The following is a 22,987-nucleotide window of genomic DNA, read 5'->3' as shown; positions in this document are numbered from 1 at the left end:
CGCACACTGTGGGCCCCCGCACTCCCAGAGGAGAGATTGGCAATGACCGGTGTTCACACGTCTGCTCAACAGGGTTTCTCTACTCAAGCCGTCACGTACGCTCAAGGTCGGCCGGATTACCCACGACAACTCACGGGCTGGCTGACCGACGCCCTGCAGATCACTCCCCACTCCACAGTCATCGACCTGGGCGCCGGCACTGGCAAGTTCACCCGTTTGCTCAACACCGTGGCGCCGAGGTTGATCGCGGTTGAGCCGGTGGAGGCGATGGGCGCTCAGTTGAAAAAACTGCTGCCGGATGTGCGCCTGCTGTCGGGCACCGCAGAAGCCATCCCGCTTGATGCGGCGACCGCCGATGCGTTGGTGTGTGCCCAGGCGTTTCACTGGTTCTCCACGGAAGCGGCCCTGGCGGAAATTCACCGGGTGCTCAAGCCGGACGGCCGCCTGGGGTTGATCTGGAATGTGCGGGACGAATCAGTGGACTGGGTCGCGGCGATCACCGAAATCATCACGCCCTACGAGGGCGACACGCCGCGTTTTCACACCGGGCGTTGGCGCGAGGCATTTACCGGCGAGTATTTTTCCGCCCCCGAAATGACCTGCTTTCCCTACAGCCATGTGGGCAGCCCCCAGGAGGTGATCATGGATCGCTTCCTCTCCGTGAGCTTTATCGCGGCGTTACCAGAGGCGCAAAAGGCGCGGGTCACCGAGCAGCTACATGCGCTGATCAATACCCATCCGGACTTGCGCGGTCGTGAAACGGTCGCGTTCCCGTACCAGACCCAGGCCTATTGCAGTCAGCGACTGACAAGAAAGGCATAAAGTCAGATCTTTTTGATATAAGTCGTTATAAGAAAAATCGCTATGCTGCGGCCAGAATTTTATAAGGCCGCAGGTAGTTGTAATGGATGTGGGTAATTTTGGTTTCTCGATTGCTGGCCTGATTGTTGGATTCATCGTGGGAATGACCGGTGTAGGCGGGGGCTCGTTGATGACGCCGATCCTGCTCTGGTTCGGCATCAACCCGGCCACTGCCGTGGGCACCGACCTGTTGTACGCCGCCATCACCAAGTCTGGTGGGGTATTGGTTCACAGCAAGAACCGCAACATCGACTGGACCATCACCGGCTGGTTGACCCTGGGCAGCGTGCCTGCAGTGTTGCTGACCTTGTGGTTCCTCAAGAGCCTGAACACCGATCCCGCCGCCTTGAACGCGGTCATCAAGCAGTCCCTCGGCGTGGTGTTGCTGCTGACGGCCACCGCGATCCTGTTCAAGAACAAACTGTTGGCGTTCGCCCAGCGGCATGCCGGCGATGACTACAAGATGGCGCCGCGCAACCTCAATGCGTTGACCATCATCACCGGTGCGGTCCTCGGCACCATGGTTGCCCTGACCTCCATTGGCGCGGGCGCGCTGGGCACCGTGGCGCTGTTTATCCTGTACCCGTTCCTGGCCACCAAGCGCCTGGTGGGCACCGAGATCGCCCACGCCGTGCCGCTGACCCTGGTCGCGGGCCTCGGCCACGCGAGCATGGGCAACATGGACTGGCACCTGCTGGGCTTCCTGTTGCTGGGCTCGCTGCCGGGGATTTATGTCGGCAGCCATATGGCCGGCAAGGTCCCGGACGGGATCTTGCGCCCGTGCCTGGCGTTCATGCTGGTGATGATCGGCTTCAAGCTGGCGTTTTAACGCGCCGGGCCATTGCCGATCTGCCACACGAACGGCGGCTCGCTGGCGTTGATTACCCAGTCGCCGACAATCCGCGCCTTGTAGATCACCGGGTTGTGGGACGACACCGTCCGTGCGTTGCGCCAGTGCCGGTCGAGGGATTTGCCCTGGCGCACATCTGACGCGCCAAGTGCGTTGAACAGTTCGGTGGTGGCGCGCTGGATCAGTTCCGAGACCACCACCTGCGCCGTGGCGGATTCGATCTCAGCGGCGACATTGGCCTCTCGCTCCACGGCATCATCCCCGCCGAATCGCGCTATGTAAGCTCGTTGCGCCGGGTGGGTGGCCTTCAAGGCACTGGCTTGGGCGGCATACACCAGCGCCGCCACTTCGCCCACCACCTGCTGAATCTGTGAATCCTGGCTCACATGGGCGGCGTTGCCGTGGCTGTAGATCCGCTTTCGGCTGCGCACCTGATGCGACACATCGTTGAGGGCTGCGCGGCCAATACCGGCCAGGGTGGCGAGTAGCACCAACTGGTAAAACGCGGTCTGGTACTTGAAACGGGTAGCGAAGTCGATGACGTTTTCTGCCTCCACCACGGCATCGGTAAAGCGCGAGGTGCCGCTGCCGGTGGTGCGCTGGCCAAAGCCGTCCCAGTCATCGCTTTGCACCACGCCAGGCTGGCGGGTGCGGGTGGCGGCAATCACATCGGCGCCGGTATCGCTGCGTTGGGCGTACACGTCAATCCAGTCGGAAAACAGGCTGCCGGTGCTGTAGAACTTTTCACCGTTGAGCTTCCATTTGTCGCCATCGGGGCTGACTTGGGTGCCGACGTCGCCGATGGCCACGCCGCCGATTTCGGTCCAGGCGCAGCCGACGATGTCGCCGTCGACAAAGCGCTTGAACCAGATGTCCCGCGCCACGCCGGGCGCGGCATTCAGGCGGTCTTCGGCAAATGCAAAATGCCCGCGCAGGGCCTGCGGTACATTGGAATCGGCTTCGGCCAGCTCAATCAGCAATTCAAACAACTGCGGCAGGGAGGCGCCACCGCCGCCGTACTCCACCGGCACACGCACGGCGCCGAAGCCGGCTTGCTTGAGCCACTGGATGGGCTCGTAGGGCAGGGCGCGGGTTTGCTCACGCTCCACGGCACCCTCGGCGATGCGTTGGAAGATCGGGCGGAAGCGTTCGGCCAGGGCGGGATAGTCCACGCCGATGGACAGTGGATTGATCACGTGGTGTTCGGTCATGGGACGGCTCCTGGGCAGTTGAATAGTGAAGCCGTTGCACAGTCCATGCCGGGCGCCAAGGCGCATATTTACGGGCGCGGCGCGAATTCAACTGTTGCTGGTGCAACAGCAAAACGACAAACCGCTGCAATCGGTGACACCTCGGCGTCGGGTGATTTTCGCCCGCGTCAGTGCTGGAGGGCTTGCCGCCCGGGCCTGTCACGAGCGCTGGCACGCTTGCTGCTCCACACCGTGTACAAGCCAATGTGCGAGGTACAGTCCGATGAGTCAGCAAGCCGTAAAATTTGCCTACTGGGTGCCCAATGTCAGCGGTGGGCTGGTGGTCAGCAAGATCGAACAACGCACCGATTGGGGTATCGACTACAACCGCAAACTGGCGCAGTTGGCCGAGGAAGCCGGCTTTGAATACGCCCTCACGCAGATTCGGTTCACCGCCGGTTATGGCGCCGAATACCAGCATGAATCCGTTGCCTTCAGCCACGCGCTGCTGGCGGCCACCACCACGCTCAAGGTGATCGCAGCAATCCTGCCTGGCCCGTGGCAGCCAGCCCTGGCGGCCAAGCAACTGGCAACTATCGACCAACTCACCAATGGCCGTGTGGCGGTGAACATTGTCAGCGGCTGGTTCAAGGGCGAGTTCCAGGCCATTGGCGAACACTGGCTGGAGCACGATGAACGTTACCGGCGCTCCGAGGAATTCATCCGCGCTTTGAAAGGTATCTGGACGCAGGACAATTTCACCTTCAAGGGCGATTTCTACCGCTTCAACAACTACAGCCTCAAACCCAAGCCACTGGGCGAGCCACACCCGGAAATCTTCCAGGGCGGCAGTTCGCGGGCAGCGCGGGACATGGCCGCGCGGGTGTCGGACTGGTACTTCACCAACGGCAATACGCCGGAAGGCATCAAGGCCCAGGTCGACGACATTCGCGCCAAGGCGGCGGCCAACAACCACTCGGTGAAAGTTGGAGTGAACGCGTTTGTGATTGCCCGCGACACCGAGGAAGAGGCTCGCGCCGTGCTCGCGCAAATCATCGAGCAAGCCGACCCCGAAGCCGTCAACGCGTTTGGCGATGCGGCGAAACAGGCGGGCAAGGCTTCACCGGAAGGTGAGGGCAATTGGGCCAAGTCGACCTTTGAGGATCTGGTGCAGTACAACGACGGCTTCAAGACCAACCTGATCGGCACCCCGCAACAGATCGCCGAACGCATTGTCGCGTTGAAGGCCGTAGGCGTGGACCTGGTGCTGGCCGGCTTCCTGCACTTCCAGGAAGAGGTCGAGTACTTCGGCAAACGCGTACTGCCGCTGGTGCGCGAACTGGAGGCCAAGGCCGGGATCAAGCAAGTCGCCTGAACACCACTACCGCTGCGCGTAATTTGTTGTTGCCGAACCGGCACATGCGCTCGAACTCCCCGTGGCTGACCGGCAGATGCTGGCAGTCCATGGGTTGGCGATGCTGGCTGTGGTCGACGTCCGGGTCGTGCAGGTACACGAAGTCTTCGTCGCAGTCGGTGACGATCACCCAATGGGGTGACTTGGAGCGGGTGAGCCGGTAGCTGCTGATCAACACCAGCGGCTGCCCGCCGTCGCGCAGCACCTGGGGTAAATCCAGCGGGCCGCCGAGCACTTGCTCAACGTCACTCAATGCCAGTTCTTCCTCGAAGGCGTCATGCACCAAACGCATGACGTCTTTTTTATGCGCGTCCCGTACCCCGTCGAGAAATAACGGCCCGCGCACATTGACCTGCATGCGCACCCGAAAGCCCCGACGCCAGGCGGCCAGGGCCAGGCCTTGGGGGCTGCAACCGCCATGGCCGGCGGTCATGAACACGGTGGTTGCCTCGCGCCATATCTGCAGTTCTTCCCGGCGTTGGGCCACCCGCGCAGGTTCCAGGGCGCCCATGGCCATCAGCAGGCTGGCGGCGCCGCAGGTGAAGTCGGTGGTCTGCTGGTAATAGGGCACGCTCAGGGCGCGTGCGTCCTGGTGCTGAAGGATACGTTTCTCCAGGCGCAGGGCGGCGGCGTGGTCTTCGTAGTAGTCGTTGACCAGGGCAAAGCGCCGGTAGCCGTTGCGCTCGTACAGGGCAATGGCGCCGGGGTTGTCGGTGCGTACTTCCAGGCGCAGGTACGCGCAGTCATGATCGACGGCGCAGGCTTCGATGCGCGTCAGCAGTTGCTTGCCCAGTCCCAGGCCCCGGGACGACTCGGCGATGGCGATGGAATACAGGCGCGCCAAGGAGGTGCCACGGTGGAACAGCACCAGGGCGTAGCCGAGCAAATCGTCGTCCTTTTCTGCTACCAGCAGTTGCCCGTGGGCGCGGCTGACCATCCACTGGAAGCTGCGGGTGGAGAGCCGGTCCGTGGTGAAACAGTGCTGTTCCAGCGCCACCAATTGGGGCACGTCTTCGGGTGTTGCAACGCGAAAGGAAAGAGCCATGTGACCGCCGTAAAAGTTACGTAACGAAACGGGACTTCTCTAAAAGATCGTGCTTAATAGAAAAGGTCTAGTTCTCTAAAGCGGATCAATCACTATGTCAGCGGTACAAGGTCATTGGCGTGAAGTATCCGAGCAAACAGTGGCGGCGACAATAACTTCCAGCGGTTATTTTTCCAGCCCTCCCAAGAGTGCAAGCCAAGTCGTGATCATTGTCGAACGCAAGGAAGACTGGGCGTCTTACTTCCCCAGCGAAGACATCGTCACCGCCCAGGAATACCTTGAGCAAACCAGGGAAAACGAGACCGGCAAGCGCGTGCAGGTGATCAACCTGTGCCGCAGCTACAAGTACCTGGGCCACGGCTACTACTGCTCGCTGCTGGCCGAGGCAAGGGGCCACAAGGTGATTCCGTCGGTGCGCACCATCAGCGAGCTGACAAAAAAATCCCTGTATGGGCTGGCCCTGGACGACCTGGATAAAACCCTCGATAAAGCCTTGAGTCATCACCTCTACAGCAACACTGAAGGCTTTACCCTGACACTTTATTTTGGCCGAACCAATATTGAGCCGTTGCAGGATTTGGCCCGCCAGTTGTTTGAAGCATTTCCCTGTCCGATATTGCTAGTTGAGTTTCGCAAGAACAACGGCTGGCACATCGAAGGCATAAAGTCCGGCGTACTGCACAAGTTGCGCGATGACCAGGAAGATCAGTTTGCCAATGCGCTGGATAACTTCAGCCGCAAGATCTGGCGCCAACCGCGCTCCCGCCGTCTGGCCCGCTATGACCTGGCGATCCTGCACGACCCGCAGGAACAATTGCCGCCGTCCAACGCCCGTGCCCTGGAAAACTTCGTACGCGTCGGCAAGGGCCTGGGCATTGATGTGGAGCTGATCGAACGCAAGGACTACGCCCGCCTGGCCGAATACGACGCCTTGCTGATTCGCGAGACCACCAGCGTCGACAACCACACCTACCGCTTCGCCAAAAAGGCTGAGAGCGAAGGGCTGGTGGTGATGGACGACCCCGCGTCGATCCTGCGCTGCACCAACAAGGTCTACCTCACTGACCTGCTCAAAAGCCACCAACTGGGCATGCCCGCCACCGAAATCCTTTACAAGGAGCGACCCGAGGACTTTGAACGGGTGGGCGAGCGCCTCGGCTTCCCGCTGGTACTGAAGATCCCCGACGGGTGTTTCTCCCGGGGTGTGATCAAGGTGGAAAGCCAGCAAGCGCTGCTGACCGCCACCGCCGAGTTGTTCGAGCATTCTGTGTTGTTGCTGGCCCAGGAATTTTTCTACACCGAGTACGACTGGCGCATTGGCGTGCTCAACCGCAAACCGATCTTTGCCTGCCAGTACTTCATGTCCAAGGGCCATTGGCAGATCTACAATCACAAGGCCATCGGCCAGGACATCAACGGCGAATGCCGCACGTTGGCGGTCCACGAAGCCCCCAGGGCCGTGGTGGAACTGGCGGTAAAAACCGCCAACCTGATCGGCGACGGCCTGTACGGCGTAGACCTCAAGCAATCCGGCGACAAGGTGGTGGTGATCGAGGTCAACGACAACCCCAACATGGACGCCGGCATCGAAGACGCCTACCTGCAAGACGATTTGTATTCCCTGGTACTGGAGGAGTTCGTGCGACGCCTGGAGCTGAAGCGTCAAGGCCAGGCGTGGTGACGCGCGATGATCCAGCGCTTTGAATTAGCCGATGGCAAGTTGTACAACAGCCTGGGGGACGACGCGAATGTGCTGCTGTTCAGCAACCCCGACCCCCATGAGCGCAAGTACCTGCGCGACTGCTACAAGCTCGATGAACATGCCCTGGCCTCGGCACTGGACCCGGACGAAGTATCGCGCATCGAGTTTCACCCCGATAACCTGTTCCTGATCTGGAAGCGCCCGGAGAACTATTCCGGCGGCGGCAACCTGGTGTTTGAAGTGGCGTCCTGCGGCTTGCTGTTTTCCGGCGACCAACTGCTGGTGATCGCCACCGACGACAGTCAGCTTTCCGGGCTGGGGGCACGGCGGCCGTTACACACGCCATTGGATGTGTTGCTGGACCTGCTGCTCAACAACATCCACCACTACCTGGGCCACCTCAAGGTGATCAAGATGGTCGCCCGGGAGTTGCAGCAGCAGTTCAACGCATCGATGAGCAACCGCCACCTGATGCAGATGTTCAACCTCAGCGAAAGCCTGATCTATTACATCAACGCCCTGCACAGCAACGGCGCAGTGCTGGCGCGCCTGCGAAACCATGCGGAAAAGGAGCATTTCAGCGCGCAAATACTGGGGCTGATCGATGACCTGATCATCGAGAACAACCAGTGCTACAAGCAGGCGGAGATTTACTCCAACGTGTTCTCCGGGCTGATCGATGCGCGGGGCAACCTGATGAACAACAGCATGAACAACCTGCTGCGCAAGCTGACGTTGATCAACGTGGTGTTCTTGCCGTTGAACCTGATTGCGAGTGTGGGCGGGATGTCGGAGTTCAGCATGATGACGGCAGGCACGCCGTGGTGGGTTTCGTATCCGTTGTTTATGGCTGCGATGGGGTTGGGGGCGGGGTTGATGGTGTTGGGGTTGAAGCGGGTTGCGGGGAATGGCGACAAGGCGGTGTGACTATATTCGGGAAGTTATTTGTGGCAAAGGAGCTGCTGTGGCGAGGGAGCTTGCTCCCGCTGGGCTGCGCAGCCGCCCCCAAAAGAACAGGAGCGCTGCGCACTCCAGCGGGAGCAAGCTCCCTCGCCACAGCAAGCTCCCTCGCTACAGGTCATTCGCCGGTGCTGTTTTGCAACGTCAACACCTCAAACCCGTCCCGCGTCACCGCCACGGTATGTTCCCACTGCGCCGACAAGCTGTTATCGCGGGTCACCACCGTCCAGCCGTCCTTCAAGCTGCGCACTTTGGCGCTGCCCTGGTTGAGCATCGGCTCGATGGTGAACACCATGCCTTCGCGCAGTTCCAGGCCGGTGCCGGGGCGGCCGAAGTGCAGGATCTGCGGGTCTTCGTGCATCTCGCGGCCTATACCGTGCCCGCAATATTCGCGCACTACGCTGTAGCCGTTGTTCTGGGCGTGGCTCTGGATGGCGTAGCCAATGTCTCCCAGGCGTGCACCGGGCTTGACCTGGTGGATCCCGGCCCACATCGCTTCAAAGGTCATTTCCACCAGGCGCCGGGCCTTGGGCGCGACGTTGCCGATCATGTACATCTTGCTGGAGTCGGCAATAAAGCCGCCTTTTTCCAGGGTGATGTCGATGTTGACGATGTCGCCGTCCTTGAGTACCGCGTTGGCGTTGGGCATGCCGTGGCACACCACCTCGTTGATCGAGGTGTTGATGCAAAAGGGGTAGTCGTACTGGCCCAGGCTTGCGGGCCGCGATTGCAGGTTATTGCGAATGTAGGCTTCTACGGCGCTGTCGATCTCCAGGGTCGACTGGCCGGCGGTCACGAAGCCGTCGAGCATGGTAAACACCTGAGCCAGCAGGCGGCCCGATTCGCGCATCACAGCAAGTTGCTCGGCAGTCTTGATCATTGAGCGCGCCCCCGGATCAGGTCGGGTTTGTCTAGTAGCAATTTGTTGATCAAGTCGTTGTAGGCCAGGTGCGGATTAAGTTCGGCCAGCAGGCCGATCTTGATCCAGAACTCGGCCTGGGCGTTGATGGAACGGTCCATGGTGGCGCTGGCCAGACGGAGTTGTTCGTGCAGTTGGTCGGTGATCTTGACGATGCCCATGATGTTCACTGTGCCGGGTTGATATACAAAGCGTATACGTTTCGTATGCTCCGCGTAAAGCCTGGCGTTTCGCCATTGACTTTGCCTGCCAGCGCCGGTTAATTTTGATTCATGACATTTCAAACGTTTCGTTGCCAGCCAAGCATTATTACCGCCATTCCTCATTTGGCGGGATAGCGCTCGGCTGCACCCAAACCCGCCCTAGAGGCGGGTTTTGTTTTTCCGTCTCCAGGGCCCTGTAAACACCCAGGAGACACCCATGAGTACCCGCCCGGCGAGTCAGACCCCAGACTCGGGATTGCTTGAGCACTACGTAAAGAAGATCCTGGCAGCACCCGTGTATGACCTGGCGGTGCGTACGCCATTGCAGGCGGCACCGGCCCTTTCGGCCTTGCTGGGCAATCAAATCCTGCTCAAGCGTGAAGACCTGCAGCCGACTTTTTCCTTCAAGATTCGTGGCGCTTACAACAAGCTGGTGCAGCTCACTGACGTGCAAAAGGCCCGCGGCGTGATCACCGCGTCGGCGGGCAACCATGCCCAAGGCGTCGCGCTGGCCGCACGGGAACTGGGGATCAAGGCAACCATCGTCATGCCGTGCAGCACTCCCGAGCTGAAAGTGCTGGGCGTGCGCTCCCGCGGCGGCGAGGCAGTGTTGCACGGGGCCAGCTTCCCCTTTGCGCTGGCCCACGCGCTGCAGTTGGCCGAGGCCACGGGCAGTACCTTTGTTTCGCCCTTCGACGACCCGGACGTGATTGCAGGTCAAGGCACCGTGGGAATGGAAGTACTGCGCCAGCAGCAGGGCCCGTTGGACGCGATTTTTGTGCCGGTGGGCGGCGGCGGTTTGATCGCCGGTATCGCGGCCTATGTCAAATACCTGCGCCCTGAAGTACGCATCATCGGCGTCGAGCCCGAAGGCTCCAGTTGCCTGTTGGCAGCGTTGCGCGCGGGCAGTCGGGTGGTGCTGCCGAGTGTCGACGGTTTTGCCGATGGCACGGCCGTCGCGCAGATCGGCGCCCATGGCTTTGAGATCTGCCGGCACCATGTGGACGAGGTGATTACTGTCAGCAATGACGCGTTGTGCAGCGCAATAAAGCTGATCTACGACGACACGCGATCGATCACCGAGCCTTCAGGTGCCCTGGCAGTGGCCGGCATGCACAAGCATGTCGCCACGACGGGTATCCAGGGGGAAACATGGGTAGCGATCAACTCGGGAGCGAATATCAACTTCGATAGTTTGCGCCATGTTGCCGAGCGAGTGGCCGCCCAGGCAGGTTAAACGTTTAATCTAAAAAAGTTTAACCGAGTGCGACCCACTCATTTGGATAGAGGCTGTTGGCGTGCGGTAACTCGCTTCAAACAACGCTGGCGCCAGTACCTTTCAAATTGCATGAGGCCATTGATGGCGCCTTGCAGAATGCACGACCCTGCAGCGCGTTACTTATTACAAGTCGTTGATTTTTATATGCGAAGCGGCAGTATCGCGCACGGCATGTTTAGTGCTTATAAAGATCTTGTTACAACCACGCCGGGACCGGAGACAGCCCCGCCAGCGCTGCAAATGCGTGGGTTAGTGGCAGTCCGCCACGTAACTTATATAAGTAACGCAGCCGCTTATGAGGAAAGGTTCCAACGCATCCGGATCGGGCCGGGTAGGCTTGGTCATTGTAGGCGTCTCCCAGGGTAGGCAAGGCGCCAACAGCGAACGTGTCATCGCGCTCGCACGCTGTACGAACGTTTATAACAATCAATTGGCAATCTCATTAAAAGGAGAGGTCGGCCATGCTTTCGGATCTGGAACTACGCGGCATTATTGAAGGAAGTTTCCTGCCTAAACGTTGTGAAGTCACCAAGGCGCCTGACGCCTCGCTGACGGTCAAGGTCTATCACGAGATCGATCATGACCGGGTGGACCTGGTGGTTACCGGCATTTGCGCCAACAAGCTCGACAGCAGTCGGGCGATCTGCAACTTGATTACCGAGTTGCGCGAAGACCTCAAGCACACTCACACCCCCGCCCCGGCGCTCAAGCGAGCCGGGGCGCGTCCGTTCTACTAAGGGCACGGCTGAACTTCAGCCTGTGAAGACCTACGGGCCTGGATAAACGCCAGGCCCAACGCCGTTTCCGTGATAATCGCCAACAAAATCCCCGGGCCCGCGTGGCCGCTGATCCATTCGCAGATCCCCGACATAGCCAGTACAAAACAGCCGATGACGAAGCCGGTTGTCATGGCGTGTCGTGTTGCGTCAGGGGGAGAATGGCGGGCGCGATAAAACATGATACCGATGGCCAGGAACAGCGCGGCGTTACGGCGGGCGACCAGGCCGGTGGCGCTGGAGTATTCGACGCTCCACACCCAAAGCAGCAGGTCGGGACGCAAACCCCAGATCAGCGCTAGGGCGAAGCACAGCAGGGCAGTGAGGGTAGCAAGGGGACGGAAGTGCAACTGCATGGCGAATCCTTTCAGCCGTAATGAGCGCCCAAGGATACCGTTGCAGGAGCGAGCTTGCTTGCGAATAACCCGAGAACGTCGCACTGAATCAGACGGCCAATGTCATCGTTAACGACCTTCGCGAGCCAGCTCGCTTCTACAAATAAAGTACCGTGGCTCAATTCTGCCAATCGCAGGCTTCCGACAGCTTGCGATAGCCCACGTCCTGGACTTTACCGGCACTGTCCACGAACTTGATATCGGCATTGATCACCTTGCAGACATTGGTATCGGTCTCGTGCATGGCAAGTACCCTCTGCACATCCATCTTCTCGCCGTAGTGGTAGGGCGTGACGACGGGCGCGGTATCAGCCTGCGCCATTCCCGTTACAGCCGTCAGTGCGAGGGCACCGCCGAGCATTAGCGTACGCAGTTTCATGGTGTTTCTCCGCAAGTCGTTCGCAGGCTCATCAGAGTGATAAGCCGCGGCCGCCCTGGGCAACGGCCAAAGCCGTGCGAGTGCGGTCGATTCAACTCTCGTCCCGGGGGATTAACCATCGATTAAGTGAGGCTTTACTGACAAAAGCTTCATCTTCAGCGTATCCGCCAAGGTCGCACACAATCCGGAAAAGTCCGATACGGGGCGGGTGGGCCTGCTTGCTACCGTCGCCCGCGGGTCCATCAATCGGATGGCGTGTGTAAAAGGCGGAGTCGAGTTTGCAAAAGAAAATCGCAGCAGAGTTTCTTGGAACGTTCTGGTTGACCTTCGGCGGCTGTGGCAGCGCGATACTGGCGGCAGCGTTTCCGGAATTGGGCATTGGCTTTGCCGGTGTGGCCCTGGCCTTTGGCCTGACGGTGCTGACCATGGCCTACGCGGTGGGCGGTATTTCCGGCGCGCACTTCAACCCGGCGGTGACCATTGGCCTGTGGGTTGGCCGTCGGGTGGCAGGCGTTGACGTGGTGCCTTACATCATTGCCCAGGTCGCCGGTGCGATTGTGGCCGCCGCCGTGCTGGCGCTGATTGCCAGCGGCCGACCAGGCTTTGAAATGGGTGCTTTTGCCGCCAATGGCTATGGCCAACTGAGCCCGGGGCAGTACAGCCTGCTGGCGGCATTGGTGGTTGAAGCCGTCGCGACGTTCTTTTTTGTGTTCATCATCATGCGTGTCACAGGCCCCGGCTCGGCGGCGGGCTTTGCGCCCATTGCGATTGGCCTGGCGCTGACCCTTATTCACCTGGTATCCATTCCCGTCACCAATACTTCCGTCAACCCGGCTCGCAGCACCGGGCCGGCGTTGTTCGCCGGGGGTGAATACGTGATGCAACTGTGGATGTTCTGGGTAGCGCCGATAGTGGGCGCGGTGGTGGGTGCCATCGTCGCCCGTTCAGTCACCTGCCCCAAGGAGGGGTGAGCCTACCAGCTCACGCGTACCCCTACGTTAGCGCCGAAACCCTCCTGGGCATTGCTGTCCAGCTGGGTGCTGTAGTCCGCCGCCAGGGAAACGCTGATGGTGGACGACAGCCTGGCGACAACGCCCACGCCGAGGTCGGCGGTGGATGACTTGTGGTCGGTCTTGATCCGGTCCACGTCATCGTAGGTCACCGTGTCGCTGCCACCGAAGGTGCGCCACGCATTGGCCCGTACATACGGTTCGATGGGAGTGTTCTGCATCAGGTAACGCCCCTTCAGGCGTGCGCCCAGGCGGCCGGTCCAGTAGTCCTGGGAGTCGAATGAGACCTTCGAGATGCCGTCGTGCTGGTTGTCCATGTCTATCTGCTGGTTGATCACCTGCACCTGCGGCTCCACCACCCAGTGTTCGGAAACGGTGATCGGGTAGCCGGCCTCTGCCGACAGGGCCAGGGCGTGGCCCTTGTTGTCGATCTTCACGCCACGCTCGGATTTGCTATCACCGTCCAAGCGTGTACCCATGGCCACCAGGTCCACGTACCAGCCTTTGGGGTCGGTGAGGGTCCAGTAGGCGCCGAAGTTGTCACCGTCCAGCTTGACGCGCCCGGAGCGCCGGTTTTGGAAGCCTTCGGCAAACCCCTTGATGTCCCCTTGCAAACGGCTCTGGCCGACGAACAGGCCGAACCGCTGGATCTGCCCGCCGTTGGTTTCTGAGGCGTAGAGGTCATGGCCGACTTGATAGCCCTTGATGGAGCCGTCGAAGCTCGGAGATACCGTGCCCGACCAGCTTTTGTTGAAGTCACTGCCATAGGCGCGGCCCCAGCCCGCCGGTACCGGCCCGGTTTCACTGAGCAGGCTTTGTTCGCCCTGGCGGTCATGGAAGGTGCCCAGCGCCTGCAGCGTCATCAACTGCGCCGCCGGTACGACGACCGAGTACACCGGCACCTCCAGGCGATACAACGCAATCGGCTCCGCCCCGGCGACGGCTGTGGGCAGTACCGGGTTGCTCGCCGCCGATTCCGGCGAATTGGCCGCCGCGACCTGGCTGGGCGGTGGAGCAGGGGGCTCGACCGGCGCGACGGGTTGCGAGGTGGGTGGTTCCACAGGTGGCTCATCCGGTGCCACCACGGGCGGCACCGGCGGGATCGGAGGCACCGGCACGATCACCGGCGGTGTTGGTGGCGTTGGTGGCACCGCCGGCGGTTGCACAGCGACCACTGACGAGCGCAGGTACCAGTTGTTTTCCGTGCCCGCCGTCACACCGCCCTTGAACAGCAGGTATTCGTAAGCCCCTGCAGACACCGGGCCTTTCAGGGCAAAGGCGTCCGTGCTGCTGACGGCCCCGTTGAGCGCCTGCACCACCTCGATCCCGTTGTTTTGCGTAAAGCCGCCCGCGCCGCCGAGGTTGGTCACGGCCAATTGGGTATGCCCGCTGATGGTCCCGTCCGACACCACCAGCTTGTCGCTGGCAGAGCTGTCATCACCGAGTACCGATTGCAGCCACAACTGGCCATTGTTGCCGACGTAGTTGCCATACACGGTCAACGTATCGGTGGCGCTGTTGCTGCGGGTGGTCATGTCGATGGTGCCGGCGTTGTTGAGGGTGGCCAGGGAGCCTGCGGTATAGGGGCGGATACTGCCTTGAGTCACGCTCAGGGTGCTGCTGCCATCGATGTTGAAGGTGCCGGTGTTGCTGGCACTGTCGCCGAGGAAAAAGTCGCCGGCCAGGTCCAAGCGTGAGTTGTTGTTGAGGTTGACCGTCTCCCACCCGATATAGCGCGCGGCGGTGCTGGACGTGGTGTTGTCAAACGTCAGTTGGTCGTTGCCCAGGCCACCGTCGATCGAGGGCGTGGTGGCGAGCAGGGTTTCGTTAAGGCCGGTGAGCAGGGCAGTGTCGTCGCCATCGCCCATCAGCACCGCGGACTTGATCTGGCCGCCATTGAGCCAGTTGAGTGTGTCATTGCCGACACTGGCGCGGATCTCGCCATTGATCACGCCGCCACTGATGGTAATGCTGTCGTTGCCACCGCTGGTGCTGATATTGCCGCCGATGCTGCCGCCGGAGACGATGATGGTATCGGTCCCGAAACCCGTCACGAGGTTGCCCAGGATCGCGCCGCCGGACATGTCATAGATATTGTTGTCCAGCTTCATGTCGACCCGGCCGATAGTGCCAGCGGTTTGCCTGGCTACGTCGCCATCTTCGAAAGCGCCGACGATGGTGCCGCCGGTCATCAGGAACGTATCGCGGCCGTCGCCCTGAGCCAAGGATTGGATCTGCCCACCGCTCATTACGAAATCATCGATGCCGTTGCCCTGGGAAACGGCACCGGTCACGGTGCCCGCGCTGATCTGGAAGCGGTCGGCACCGTCGCCCTGGGTAATACTCCCCACGATGCGCCCGGAGTTCATGTCGACGAAGTCGGTGCCGGCGCCGAAGATAATGTTGCCGCTGATGGTGCCGGTGCCGCCTGTGGGCAGGGTCAGGGTGTTATTGCCGGCAAGGTCAGTAAGGCCGGTAGGACTGTTGCCACTGTCACAGGTATAGGCATCGTTGCCCGGGCCCGGGGTGAGCACGCAAGCCGCCTGGGCATACTGAGGGGCGAGGGAGTGTAGAGAGATAATGCCGACAGCTAAAACGGCGGGGGTTCGAAAAGTCCGTTTATTGCCCATGGTTCTGTCCTGCTTTTATTATAAAAAACTGCACGTAACTTGTGTCTAGTACAGTTTTTTATACACCGCAGGTTTTTCGGACAGGTGACACCCGGGCTGTAAGCCACGTGATGCGTGGCTTACATAGTGGCATATTGGTTTGTATATGGTCCTCGTCAGTCCAGCTGATGACGATAGGGCAGGTCCGGACCGGTCTTGCCGCAGGTGAGCGCTGCTGCACGAATGGCGAAGGCAAGCATGTCTTGGATCTGCTCGCGGGTCAGCTGTTGCAGGCCCTGTACCGAGTCCAGTTGTTGCTCGGTAAGCCAGGCAATCAACGCGGCCTGGAAGGTATCGCCTGCCCCCACGGTATCGGCCATGAGGACTTTGACCGCGGGCGCCGACCAACTGCCATGCTGGCGACTGAACACCGTCGCGCCGTCGCCCCCACGGGTCAGGAACACCAGTTGGCAACGGTGCTGCAACCACTCTTGCAGGATACTTTCGGGTGCTTGGCCGGGGTACAGCAGGTGCAGGTCTTCGTCGCTGACCTTGATCAGGTCGGCATGCCTGACCAATTCGGCCACCCGCGTACGCCACAGGTCGATATCCGGCTGCGGGTTGAGGCGCACGTTGGGGTCGAGGCTGACCAGGCGCTTGCCGCTTTCCCGGCGGACCAAGGCCAGCAAGGTGTCGGCAATCGGCTGTACCACCAGCGAGAATGATCCGATGTGTATGCCACGCACGTCGTCGCCCAACACCGGCAAGTGTTCAAGCTGTAACTGGCGGTCGGCGCAGCCCTCACCGCGAAAGCTGTATTGCGGTGAGCCGTTGGCGCCCACGGCAACCATTGCCAGGGTGGTCGGTGCGGCGAACTCCAGCAGGAAATCCTCGCGCACGCCTTCATCCTTAAGCACCTGCAACAGGCGCCGGCCCAGATAGTCGTCGGAGATGCCGGCAAAAAAGCCCGCATCGATTCCCAGGCGACGCAAGCCTACCGCGACGTTGAACGGCGAGCCGCCGGCAATCGCCTTGTAATTGACCCTGGACGCCTTGCCGCTGGCATCGTCCTCGCTGAAAAAATCAAACAGCGCTTCGCCACATACCAAATACATATTCGTTCGCTCTTATAGGGATGCCACGTGCTGTTGATAACGCTCATAAGCGTGTTGGTAAGCGCTGACGCTGCCGGCGTCGGGCACCGTGCGGCTGGCCGGGTCGACGCTGACGCAGCGCTGGCACAGCTGCGCCAGGCTTTCACCGGACTGGCACCACGCCGCCTGGATCGCCGCGCCCAGGGCGGCGGCTTCGCTTTGTTCGGTACAGACCACTTCGGTGTTCATGATATCGGCGACCATCTGCCGCCACACCGGGCTTTTCGAGCCGCCGCCAATCAGCCGGATACTCTGGCTTTGCAGGCCGGTCTGGCGCAACAGGTCCAGGCCGTAGCGCAAGCCGAAGGTGGTGCCTTCGACCACGGCGCGGCACAGGTTGGCGCGGGTCAGGTTGGTCATGGTCAAGCCGTGCAAGCTGCCAGTGGCGTGGGGCAGGGCGGGCACCCGTTCGCCGTTGAGGAACGGCAGCATGCAGACGCCGTCGGCGCCAATCGGGGCCTCGGCCACCAGCGCGTTGAAGGCATCCAGGTCCAGGCCGAACAGCTCGCGGATGACCCCGGTGGCGTTGGTCAGGTTCATGGTGCAGATCAATGGCAGCCAGCCGCCGCTGGACGAGCAGAAGGTTGCGACCGACGCCTGCGGGCTCACGTTGGCCTGCTCGGCGAAGGCATACACGGTACCCGATGAGCCGAGGCTCATGGTGATCACGCCGGGGGCGATATTGCCGGTGCCGATGGCGCCCATCATGTTGTCGCCGCCGCCGCTGGACACCCGCGCATTCGGGTTGATACCCAAACGTTCGGCGATGGCGGGCAGGATCGTACCCACGGGCTGGTTGGCCTCGATCAACTCCGGCAGTGCGGCTTCCAGGCGTCCTTCGGGGTCGATGTGGCGCAGCAGTGCCAGGTCCCATTCGCGGGTGCGAACGTTGAAATAACCGGTGCCCGAGGCGTCGCCGTATTCCGCGCAGGCGCGGCCGGTAAGCCAGTAGTTGAGGTAGTCGTGGGGCAGCAGGATATGTGCAATGCGCGCGAAAACCTGTGGGTGTTGTTCGCGGGTCCACAGCAGCTTGGACACGGTGTAACCCGGGGCGATGGCCACGCCGAGGCGTTCCAGGGAACCGCTTTCGCCGCCCAGGTATTGCAGCAGTCGAGCGTTTTGCGGGGCGGTTTCGGTGTCGCACCACAGCTTGGCGGGGCGCAGCACCTGGCCTTGGTCATCGAGCAGCACCAGGCCGTGTTGCTGGCCGGAGACGCCGATGGCGAGGATATCCTGGCCGTCCACGCCGGCCTGTTGCAAGGCGCGGTGGGTGGCTTCGGTAAAGGCGTCCAGCCATTCCTGGGTGTGCTGTTCGCGGCGGCCGTTGGCGCCGCTGATCAGCGTGTGGCTGGCAGCGCCCAGGCCCAGGACTTTGCCACTGCTGGCGTCGAGCACGATGGCCTTGGTGCCCTGGGTGCCGCAGTCGATGCCGAGGTAAAGGTTTTGCTGGGTCATGGTAGGTCGCTCAACACATTAGGGATGTGGAATGCGATCAATGTGGGCGCTGGCTTGCCTGCGATGGCGCCTGTTCAGTCCGTAATGCTGTGACTGATACACCGCTATCGCAGGCAAGCCAGCTCCCACAGTTTGATTCGGTTCCGTCAGTTGATATTGGCGAGCAGCCGCTCCAGCGTTTTACTCACACCCACATCCTGCAGGCTCTCGAAACACCGCTCAAACGCTGCCACAAACGCGGGTGAATTGGGAATAGCCGTACCAAAAATCTCCTCTACGCCCAGCAGTCGTTTGCTGATCAATGTGTCCTCGGTCACCAACTCCTGGCAAAACTCGGCGCGGGGATCCGGAATGCGGTAGATCACACCATTCTCGTCCACGCCTTTCAAGTACAGCGCCCATGCCGCGACGACCAGTGCAGCGCGCTCGGTCTCGCGCCCGTCGGCAATCAGGCGGTTAATGGTCGGTACGGTGAACTTGGGAAATTTCGATGAGCCATCGGAACACACACGCTCCAACTGGTCGGCAATCGCCTGGTTGGAGAAGCGGTCCACCAGGGTCTGCTTGTACTCGGTCAGGTCGATACCCGGCACTGGCGCCAGGTTAGGCGTGACGTCCAGGTCCATGTAGGCGCGCATGTACGCGACGAACAAGGGGTCGTTCATGGTCTCGTGGACGAAGCGATAGCCCTTCAGGAAGCCCAGGTACGTCAGCGCCAGGTGGCTGCCGTTGAGCAGGCCGATTTTCATCTCTTCATAGGGCGTCACGTCATCGGTGAACTGCACGCCCACCGTCTCCCATGCCGGGCGGCCGTTGACGAACTTGTCTTCCAAAACCCACTGCACAAACGGTTCGCAGACCACCGGCCAGGCGTCATCGATGCCGTGATCGTCGTGCAACTGCAGGCGGTGCGCGGTGCTGGTCATCGGTGTGATCCGGTCGACCATGGCGTTCGGGAAGCTCACATTGGCCTTGATCCACGCATGCAGGTCAGGGTCATGCAACGCGGCAAAGGCCAGCAACGCCTTGCGGGTCACGGCGCCGTTGTGGGGCAGGTTATCGCAGGACATCACGGTAAATGCCGCCACCCCGGCTGCCCGGCGCTGGGTTAACGCTGCGCAGATAAACCCGAACACGGTTTTCGGTGAGCCCGGGTTGGCCAGGTCATGCTGGATCTGCGCCAGGTTGGCCATGAACTCGCCGTTGCTGTCGTCGATGCAGTAGCCGCCTTCGGTGATAGTCAGCGAGACGATGCGAATCTCTGGGCTGGCCAGCTTGTCGATCAGTGCCTGGGCGCCGTCTTCGGCCAGCAGCATGTCGCTGATGGAGCCGATGACGCGCACTTCGGTGTCGTCGGTGTCGCCCAGCTCATACAGGGTAAACAGGTAGTCCTGGCTGGCCAGGTCGTCCCGGGCCTTGCGGTCTTCAGCGCGCAGGCCGACACCGCAGATGCTCCAGTCCAGGCCCGCGCCGGTGTTCATCAAGGCATCGGTGTAGTACGCCTGGTGGGCGCGGTGGAACCCGCCGACGCCGATGTGCGCGATGCCCTGGCTGGTGTTGGCAATCGCATAGGCTGGCAGTTGCACTTCTGGCGCCAGTTGCGTGAGGTTTTGCTTGTTCAGTTTCATCGGGAAATTCTCGCGAAATCAGGCGGCGGCGCGCAGTGGGCGGGCCACGGCCACGCCGTCAGCGTCGAACAGATGGCATTGGGTCGGGTCCAGGTGCAGCTGCAGGGTCTCGCCATACTGGCTGGCCATGTCGCCACGGATACGCAGGGTCAACGGCTCTTTGCTGGCGGTGATGACGTGGCAGAACGTGTCGCTGCCCAGGCGCTCGCCGACGTCGGCGGTAACGGTCAGGGTGGCCTGGCCGGGGGAAGCGATTTCCAGGTGCTCCGGGCGAATGCCCAGGGTCACCGCGCTGCCAACGCTCAAGGTCGCGCTGCTCAAGGGCAGGCTGATACGGCCGCCGGCGTCCAGTTCAAGTTCGCAGCCCTGCGCATCCACGCGGGTGACCTTGCCTTTGAGGAAGCCCATTTTCGGCGTACCCAAAAAGCCCGCGACAAACAGGTTGGCCGGCTGGTGGTACAGCTCCAGCGGCGAGCCCACCTGTTCCACGCGGCCACTGTTGAGCACCACCACTTTGTCGGCCAGGGTCATGGCTTCGACCTGGTCGTGGGTTACGTAGATCATGGTGGCTTGCAGTTCTTTATGCAGGCGCGACAGTTCCAGGCGCATCTGCACGCGCAGGGCGGCGTCGAGGTTGGACAGTGGTTCGTCGAACAGGAAGATCTTTGGGTTACGCACAATCGCGCGGCCGATCGCCACACGCTGACGCTGGCCGCCAGACAGCTGCTTGGGTTTGCGCTCAAGCAACGGGCCCAACTCCAGGATACGCGCCGCTTCGTTGACCTTGCTCTCGACAATCTTCTTGTCGACGCCGGCCAGGTCCAGGGCAAACGACATGTTCTTGCGCACGCTCATGTGCGGGTACAGGGCGTAGGTCTGGAACACCATCGCCAGGTCACGCTTGGCCGGGGTCACTTCGGTGATGTCGCGGCCATCCAGTTCGATGGTGCCTTCGCTGACTTCTTCCAGGCCCGCAATCAAGCGCAGCAGGGTGGACTTGCCGCAGCCTGACGGGCCGACGAACACCACGAATTCCTTGTCGTTCACTTCAAGGTCGATGCCCTTGATGATGGAGAAACCTTCGAAGCCTTTTTGCAGATTCTTGATTTTCAGGTTGGCCATGATGGGCCTCCGCTTGTTGTTATTCGCTAGAGCCAAACAGGTTATGTAGGAGCCGGCTTGCCGGTGATGAGGCCTTGAGCCTTGCGGCGACCTTGAGGCCGCCATCGCCGGCAAGCCGGCTCCTGCAGAGGTGTGGTTTGGCGGTTATTTCACGGCGCCGAAGGACAAGCCGCGGACCAGCTGTTTCTGGCTGATCCAGCCAAAGATCAGGATCGGTGCACAGGCCAGGGTCGACACGGCAGACAATTTGGCCCAGAACAAACCTTCGGGGCTGGAGTAGGAGGCGATCAACGCGGTCAGCGGCGCGGCGTTGGACGAGGTCAGGTTCAGCGACCAGAACGCTTCGTTCCAGCACAGGATCAGCGACAGCAACACCGTGGAAGCCAGGCCACCCTTGGCGATCGGCAGCAGCACACGGACCATTTCCTGCCACAAGGTGGCGCCGTCCAGGCGAGCGGCTTCGAGGATGTCTTTGGGGATGTCCTTGAAGTAGGTGTAAACCATCCAGACCACGATCGGCAGGTTGATCAGGGTGTAGATGATGATCAGCGCAATGCGCGTGTCCAGCAGGCCAAAGGTCTTGGCCAGCAGGTAGATCGGCATCAGCACGCCCACCGGCGGCAGCATCTTGGTGGAGAGCATCCACAGCAGCGTGCCCTTGGTGCGCTTGGTCTCGTAGAAGGCCATGGAGTAGGCGGCCGGTACCGAGATCAGCAGGCACAAGGCAGTGGCGCTGAACGAAATCAGCACTGAGTTCCAGGCGTAGCTGAAGTAGTTGCTGCGCTCGTTGATGTGCAGGTAGTTCTCCAGCGTCGGCGTGAAGATGAACTGCGGCGGGGTGGCGAACGCGTCGATTTCGGTCTTGAAGCTGGTCAGCACCATCCAGAAGATCGGGAAAAAGATCAGGATCGCGATGGCCCAGGCCAGGGCACCGAGCAACACGCTTTGCAGGCGGCGGGATTGTTGAAGCGTCATGGCGCGGCCCTCAAGGCTTGTCAGTCAGGTTTTTGCCGATCATCCGCACCAGGATGATCGCCGCGATATTGGCGATGACCACGGCAATCAAGCCGCCGGCCGAGGCCATGCCCACATCGAACTGCACCAGCGCCTGGTTGTAGATCAGGTAGGCGAGGTTGGTCGACGCGTAGCCGGGGCCACCGTTGGTGGTGGTGAAGATTTCGGCGAACACCGAGAGCAGGAAGATCGTTTCGATCATCACCACCACGGCAATCGGGCGCGCCAGGTGCGGCAGGGTCAGGTGCCAGAAGATCGCGATGGCGCCGGCACCGTCCAGGCGTGCGGCTTCCTTTTGCTCCTGGTCGAGGGACTGCATGGCGGTCATCAGCAGCAGGATCGCGAAGGGCAGCCACTGCCAGGACACAATGATGATGATCGACAGCAACGGGTAGTGGGCCAGCCAGTCCACGGGCTGGGCGCCGAACAGCTTCCACACGTAGGCGAGAATCCCCGACACCGGATGGAAAATCAGGTTCTTCCAGATCAGCGCACCGACGGTGGGCATGATGAAGAACGGTGAAATCAGCAATACCCGCACCAGGCCGCGACCGAAGAACTCGCTGGCCTCCAGCAGCGCGCTGATCAGTACGCCAAACACCACGCTGATCAGCAATACGCTGCCCACCAGCAACAGGGTGTTGGTGGCGCCGGGCAGGAAGCCCGAGTCGGTGATGAAGTAGGTGAAGTTCTCCAGGCCCACGAATTGGTTTTCGCCGGGGTAGAGCAAGTTGTAGCGAATCAGCGAGAAGTACAGCGTCATGCCCAGCGGCACGATCATCCACAGCAGCAACAAGGCCACCGAGGGGCTGACGAGGAACCAGCCGGGGTTGATCAAGCGGCTTTTACGCGGCTTGTCCGGCGTAGCGGTTTGCACTTGGGCAGTGGTGGTATTCATGGTGATCAGGACCATTCAGGTACATGCAGAGCGAGAGTCGAAGCGCGGTCAATGTGGGAGCTGGCTTGTGTGGGAGCTGGCTTGCCTGCGATGGCATCCCCCCGGTTTAACTGACAGACCGAGG

At 61.1% G+C, this 22,987-nt stretch carries 21 protein-coding genes; 8 read left to right on the top strand and 13 right to left on the bottom strand.

All coding sequences use genetic code 11. The features are described from left to right. The first annotated feature begins 42 nt into the window (after nt 1-42). Together RGV33_RS17915 and RGV33_RS17910 are read left to right on the top strand one after the other, a co-directional pair. Entirely contained in the window at nt 43-822 is a 780-nt protein-coding gene (locus tag RGV33_RS17915) for a class I SAM-dependent methyltransferase (RefSeq protein WP_322145419.1), read from the top strand. Between the two features lie 82 nt (nt 823-904). Beyond that, entirely contained in the window at nt 905-1,690 is a 786-nt protein-coding gene (locus RGV33_RS17910; RefSeq protein WP_322145418.1) for a sulfite exporter TauE/SafE family protein, read from the top strand. On the opposite strand, the gene RGV33_RS17905 is transcribed toward RGV33_RS17910, so the two are convergent. Further along, nucleotides 1,687-2,922: an acyl-CoA dehydrogenase family protein gene (locus RGV33_RS17905; RefSeq protein ID WP_322145417.1), complete on the bottom strand. Its 1,236-nt coding sequence runs from the start codon at nt 2,920-2,922 to the stop codon at nt 1,687-1,689. The genes RGV33_RS17910 and RGV33_RS17905 overlap by 4 nt on opposite strands. Before the next feature lie 262 nt (nt 2,923-3,184). Here RGV33_RS17905 and sfnG point away from each other — a divergent pair, with 262 nt between their 5' ends. Continuing rightward, nucleotides 3,185-4,276: a dimethylsulfone monooxygenase SfnG gene (sfnG, locus tag RGV33_RS17900; protein WP_322145416.1), complete on the top strand. Its 1,092-nt coding sequence runs from the start codon at nt 3,185-3,187 to the stop codon at nt 4,274-4,276. Here the strand turns inward: sfnG and RGV33_RS17895 are convergent. After that, nucleotides 4,260-5,360, bottom strand: a complete 1,101-nt coding sequence (locus RGV33_RS17895) for a GNAT family N-acetyltransferase/peptidase C39 family protein (protein ID WP_322145415.1) — start codon at nt 5,358-5,360, stop codon at nt 4,260-4,262. The genes sfnG and RGV33_RS17895 overlap by 17 nt on opposite strands. Before the next feature lie 94 nt (nt 5,361-5,454). Between RGV33_RS17895 and RGV33_RS17890 the strand changes: the two genes are divergently transcribed. Continuing rightward, nucleotides 5,455-7,041 carry a RimK family protein gene (locus tag RGV33_RS17890; RefSeq protein WP_322145414.1) on the top strand — a complete coding sequence of 529 codons (1,587 nt, stop codon included), beginning with the start codon at nt 5,455-5,457 and terminating at the stop codon, nt 7,039-7,041. A 6-nt stretch (nt 7,042-7,047) separates the two neighbouring features. Continuing rightward, nucleotides 7,048-7,989, top strand: coding sequence for a magnesium transporter CorA family protein (locus RGV33_RS17885; protein WP_322145413.1), 942 nt, complete (start codon nt 7,048-7,050; stop codon nt 7,987-7,989). A gap of 151 nt (nt 7,990-8,140) precedes the next feature. Here RGV33_RS17885 and map read toward each other — a convergent pair whose 3' ends face one another. After that, the gene (gene map, locus RGV33_RS17880; protein ID WP_322145412.1) at nt 8,141-8,902 is read right to left on the bottom strand and encodes a type I methionyl aminopeptidase; all 762 of its coding nucleotides are present in this window, start codon (nt 8,900-8,902) and stop codon (nt 8,141-8,143) included. Further along, the gene (locus RGV33_RS17875; RefSeq protein ID WP_017475587.1) at nt 8,899-9,102 is read right to left on the bottom strand and encodes a ParD-like family protein; all 204 of its coding nucleotides are present in this window, start codon (nt 9,100-9,102) and stop codon (nt 8,899-8,901) included. The genes map and RGV33_RS17875 overlap by 4 nt, the downstream gene beginning before the upstream one ends. Before the next feature lie 259 nt (nt 9,103-9,361). Here RGV33_RS17875 and ilvA point away from each other — a divergent pair, with 259 nt between their 5' ends. Continuing rightward, the gene (ilvA, locus tag RGV33_RS17870) at nt 9,362-10,381 is read left to right on the top strand and encodes a threonine ammonia-lyase, biosynthetic (RefSeq protein ID WP_322145411.1); all 1,020 of its coding nucleotides are present in this window, start codon (nt 9,362-9,364) and stop codon (nt 10,379-10,381) included. A 503-nt stretch (nt 10,382-10,884) separates the two neighbouring features. After that, nucleotides 10,885-11,160: a DUF1652 domain-containing protein gene (locus RGV33_RS17865; RefSeq protein WP_322145410.1), complete on the top strand. Its 276-nt coding sequence runs from the start codon at nt 10,885-10,887 to the stop codon at nt 11,158-11,160. On the opposite strand, the gene RGV33_RS17860 is transcribed toward RGV33_RS17865, so the two are convergent. Together RGV33_RS17860 and RGV33_RS17855 are read right to left on the bottom strand one after the other, a co-directional pair. After that, complete coding sequence (locus tag RGV33_RS17860; protein WP_322145409.1) at nt 11,157-11,555, bottom strand: hypothetical protein; 399 nt, start codon at nt 11,553-11,555, stop codon at nt 11,157-11,159. The genes RGV33_RS17865 and RGV33_RS17860 overlap by 4 nt on opposite strands. A gap of 157 nt (nt 11,556-11,712) precedes the next feature. After that, entirely contained in the window at nt 11,713-11,973 is a 261-nt protein-coding gene (locus tag RGV33_RS17855) for a DUF2790 domain-containing protein (protein ID WP_322145408.1), read from the bottom strand. Between the two features lie 278 nt (nt 11,974-12,251). Here RGV33_RS17855 and aqpZ point away from each other — a divergent pair, with 278 nt between their 5' ends. Then, on the top strand, nt 12,252-12,944 hold the full coding sequence (aqpZ, locus tag RGV33_RS17850; RefSeq protein ID WP_322145407.1) for an aquaporin Z: 693 nt from the start codon (nt 12,252-12,254) through the stop codon (nt 12,942-12,944). Nucleotides 12,945-12,946: 2 nt separating this feature from the next. Here the strand turns inward: aqpZ and RGV33_RS17845 are convergent, their stop codons facing one another. The 7 genes from RGV33_RS17845 to RGV33_RS17815 all read right to left on the bottom strand — a co-directional run bounded on the left by RGV33_RS17845 (nt 12,947) and on the right by RGV33_RS17815 (nt 22,863). After that, on the bottom strand, nt 12,947-15,613 hold the full coding sequence (locus RGV33_RS17845; protein WP_322145406.1) for an autotransporter outer membrane beta-barrel domain-containing protein: 2,667 nt from the start codon (nt 15,611-15,613) through the stop codon (nt 12,947-12,949). Nucleotides 15,614-15,768: 155 nt separating this feature from the next. Continuing rightward, complete coding sequence (locus RGV33_RS17840; protein WP_322145405.1) at nt 15,769-16,707, bottom strand: carbohydrate kinase; 939 nt, start codon at nt 16,705-16,707, stop codon at nt 15,769-15,771. 12 nt (nt 16,708-16,719) lie between these two features. Beyond that, nucleotides 16,720-18,201 (bottom strand): xylulokinase, encoded by a 1,482-nt coding sequence (gene xylB / locus RGV33_RS17835; RefSeq protein WP_322145404.1) that lies wholly within the window; start codon nt 18,199-18,201, stop codon nt 16,720-16,722. A gap of 146 nt (nt 18,202-18,347) precedes the next feature. Then, the gene (locus tag RGV33_RS17830) at nt 18,348-19,829 is read right to left on the bottom strand and encodes a mannitol dehydrogenase family protein (protein ID WP_322145403.1); all 1,482 of its coding nucleotides are present in this window, start codon (nt 19,827-19,829) and stop codon (nt 18,348-18,350) included. An 18-nt stretch (nt 19,830-19,847) separates the two neighbouring features. Beyond that, a complete protein-coding gene (locus RGV33_RS17825; RefSeq protein WP_322145402.1) occupies nt 19,848-20,951 on the bottom strand; it encodes a sn-glycerol-3-phosphate ABC transporter ATP-binding protein UgpC in 1,104 nt (367 codons plus the stop codon). Between the two features lie 144 nt (nt 20,952-21,095). After that, nucleotides 21,096-21,926 carry a carbohydrate ABC transporter permease gene (locus RGV33_RS17820; RefSeq protein WP_322145401.1) on the bottom strand — a complete coding sequence of 277 codons (831 nt, stop codon included), beginning with the start codon at nt 21,924-21,926 and terminating at the stop codon, nt 21,096-21,098. A 10-nt stretch (nt 21,927-21,936) separates the two neighbouring features. Further along, nucleotides 21,937-22,863, bottom strand: coding sequence for a carbohydrate ABC transporter permease (locus RGV33_RS17815; RefSeq protein ID WP_003215314.1), 927 nt, complete (start codon nt 22,861-22,863; stop codon nt 21,937-21,939). Nucleotides 22,864-22,987: the final 124 nt, after the last annotated feature.

It is taken from the genome of Pseudomonas sp. Bout1 (assembly GCF_034314165.1).
GTDB lineage: Bacteria > Pseudomonadota > Gammaproteobacteria > Pseudomonadales > Pseudomonadaceae > Aquipseudomonas.
The sequence above is the reverse complement of the archived record's forward strand: the minus strand, read 5'-3'. Positions and strand labels throughout refer to the sequence as shown.

Excerpts from the sequence above, each read along its gene's own strand:
- RGV33_RS17915 (WP_322145419.1), top strand. The coding sequence starts at position 43 with ATGACCGGTGTTCACACGTCTGCTCAACAGGGTTTCTCTACTCAAGCC.
- RGV33_RS17910 (WP_322145418.1), top strand. The coding sequence starts at position 905 with ATGGATGTGGGTAATTTTGGTTTCTCGATTGCTGGCCTGATTGTTGGA.
- RGV33_RS17905 (WP_322145417.1), bottom strand. The coding sequence starts at position 2,922 with ATGACCGAACACCACGTGATCAATCCACTGTCCATCGGCGTGGACTAT.
- sfnG (WP_322145416.1), top strand. The coding sequence starts at position 3,185 with ATGAGTCAGCAAGCCGTAAAATTTGCCTACTGGGTGCCCAATGTCAGC.
- RGV33_RS17895 (WP_322145415.1), bottom strand. The coding sequence starts at position 5,360 with ATGGCTCTTTCCTTTCGCGTTGCAACACCCGAAGACGTGCCCCAATTG.
- RGV33_RS17890 (WP_322145414.1), top strand. The coding sequence starts at position 5,455 with ATGTCAGCGGTACAAGGTCATTGGCGTGAAGTATCCGAGCAAACAGTG.
- RGV33_RS17885 (WP_322145413.1), top strand. The coding sequence starts at position 7,048 with ATGATCCAGCGCTTTGAATTAGCCGATGGCAAGTTGTACAACAGCCTG.
- map (WP_322145412.1), bottom strand. The coding sequence starts at position 8,902 with ATGATCAAGACTGCCGAGCAACTTGCTGTGATGCGCGAATCGGGCCGC.
- RGV33_RS17875 (WP_017475587.1), bottom strand. The coding sequence starts at position 9,102 with ATGGGCATCGTCAAGATCACCGACCAACTGCACGAACAACTCCGTCTG.
- ilvA (WP_322145411.1), top strand. The coding sequence starts at position 9,362 with ATGAGTACCCGCCCGGCGAGTCAGACCCCAGACTCGGGATTGCTTGAG.
- RGV33_RS17865 (WP_322145410.1), top strand. The coding sequence starts at position 10,885 with ATGCTTTCGGATCTGGAACTACGCGGCATTATTGAAGGAAGTTTCCTG.
- RGV33_RS17860 (WP_322145409.1), bottom strand. The coding sequence starts at position 11,555 with ATGCAGTTGCACTTCCGTCCCCTTGCTACCCTCACTGCCCTGCTGTGC.
- RGV33_RS17855 (WP_322145408.1), bottom strand. The coding sequence starts at position 11,973 with ATGAAACTGCGTACGCTAATGCTCGGCGGTGCCCTCGCACTGACGGCT.
- RGV33_RS17845 (WP_322145406.1), bottom strand. The coding sequence starts at position 15,613 with ATGGGCAATAAACGGACTTTTCGAACCCCCGCCGTTTTAGCTGTCGGC.
- RGV33_RS17840 (WP_322145405.1), bottom strand. The coding sequence starts at position 16,707 with ATGTATTTGGTATGTGGCGAAGCGCTGTTTGATTTTTTCAGCGAGGAC.
- xylB (WP_322145404.1), bottom strand. The coding sequence starts at position 18,201 with ATGACCCAGCAAAACCTTTACCTCGGCATCGACTGCGGCACCCAGGGC.
- RGV33_RS17830 (WP_322145403.1), bottom strand. The coding sequence starts at position 19,829 with ATGAAACTGAACAAGCAAAACCTCACGCAACTGGCGCCAGAAGTGCAA.
- RGV33_RS17825 (WP_322145402.1), bottom strand. The coding sequence starts at position 20,951 with ATGGCCAACCTGAAAATCAAGAATCTGCAAAAAGGCTTCGAAGGTTTC.
- RGV33_RS17820 (WP_322145401.1), bottom strand. The coding sequence starts at position 21,926 with ATGACGCTTCAACAATCCCGCCGCCTGCAAAGCGTGTTGCTCGGTGCC.
- RGV33_RS17815 (WP_003215314.1), bottom strand. The coding sequence starts at position 22,863 with ATGAATACCACCACTGCCCAAGTGCAAACCGCTACGCCGGACAAGCCG.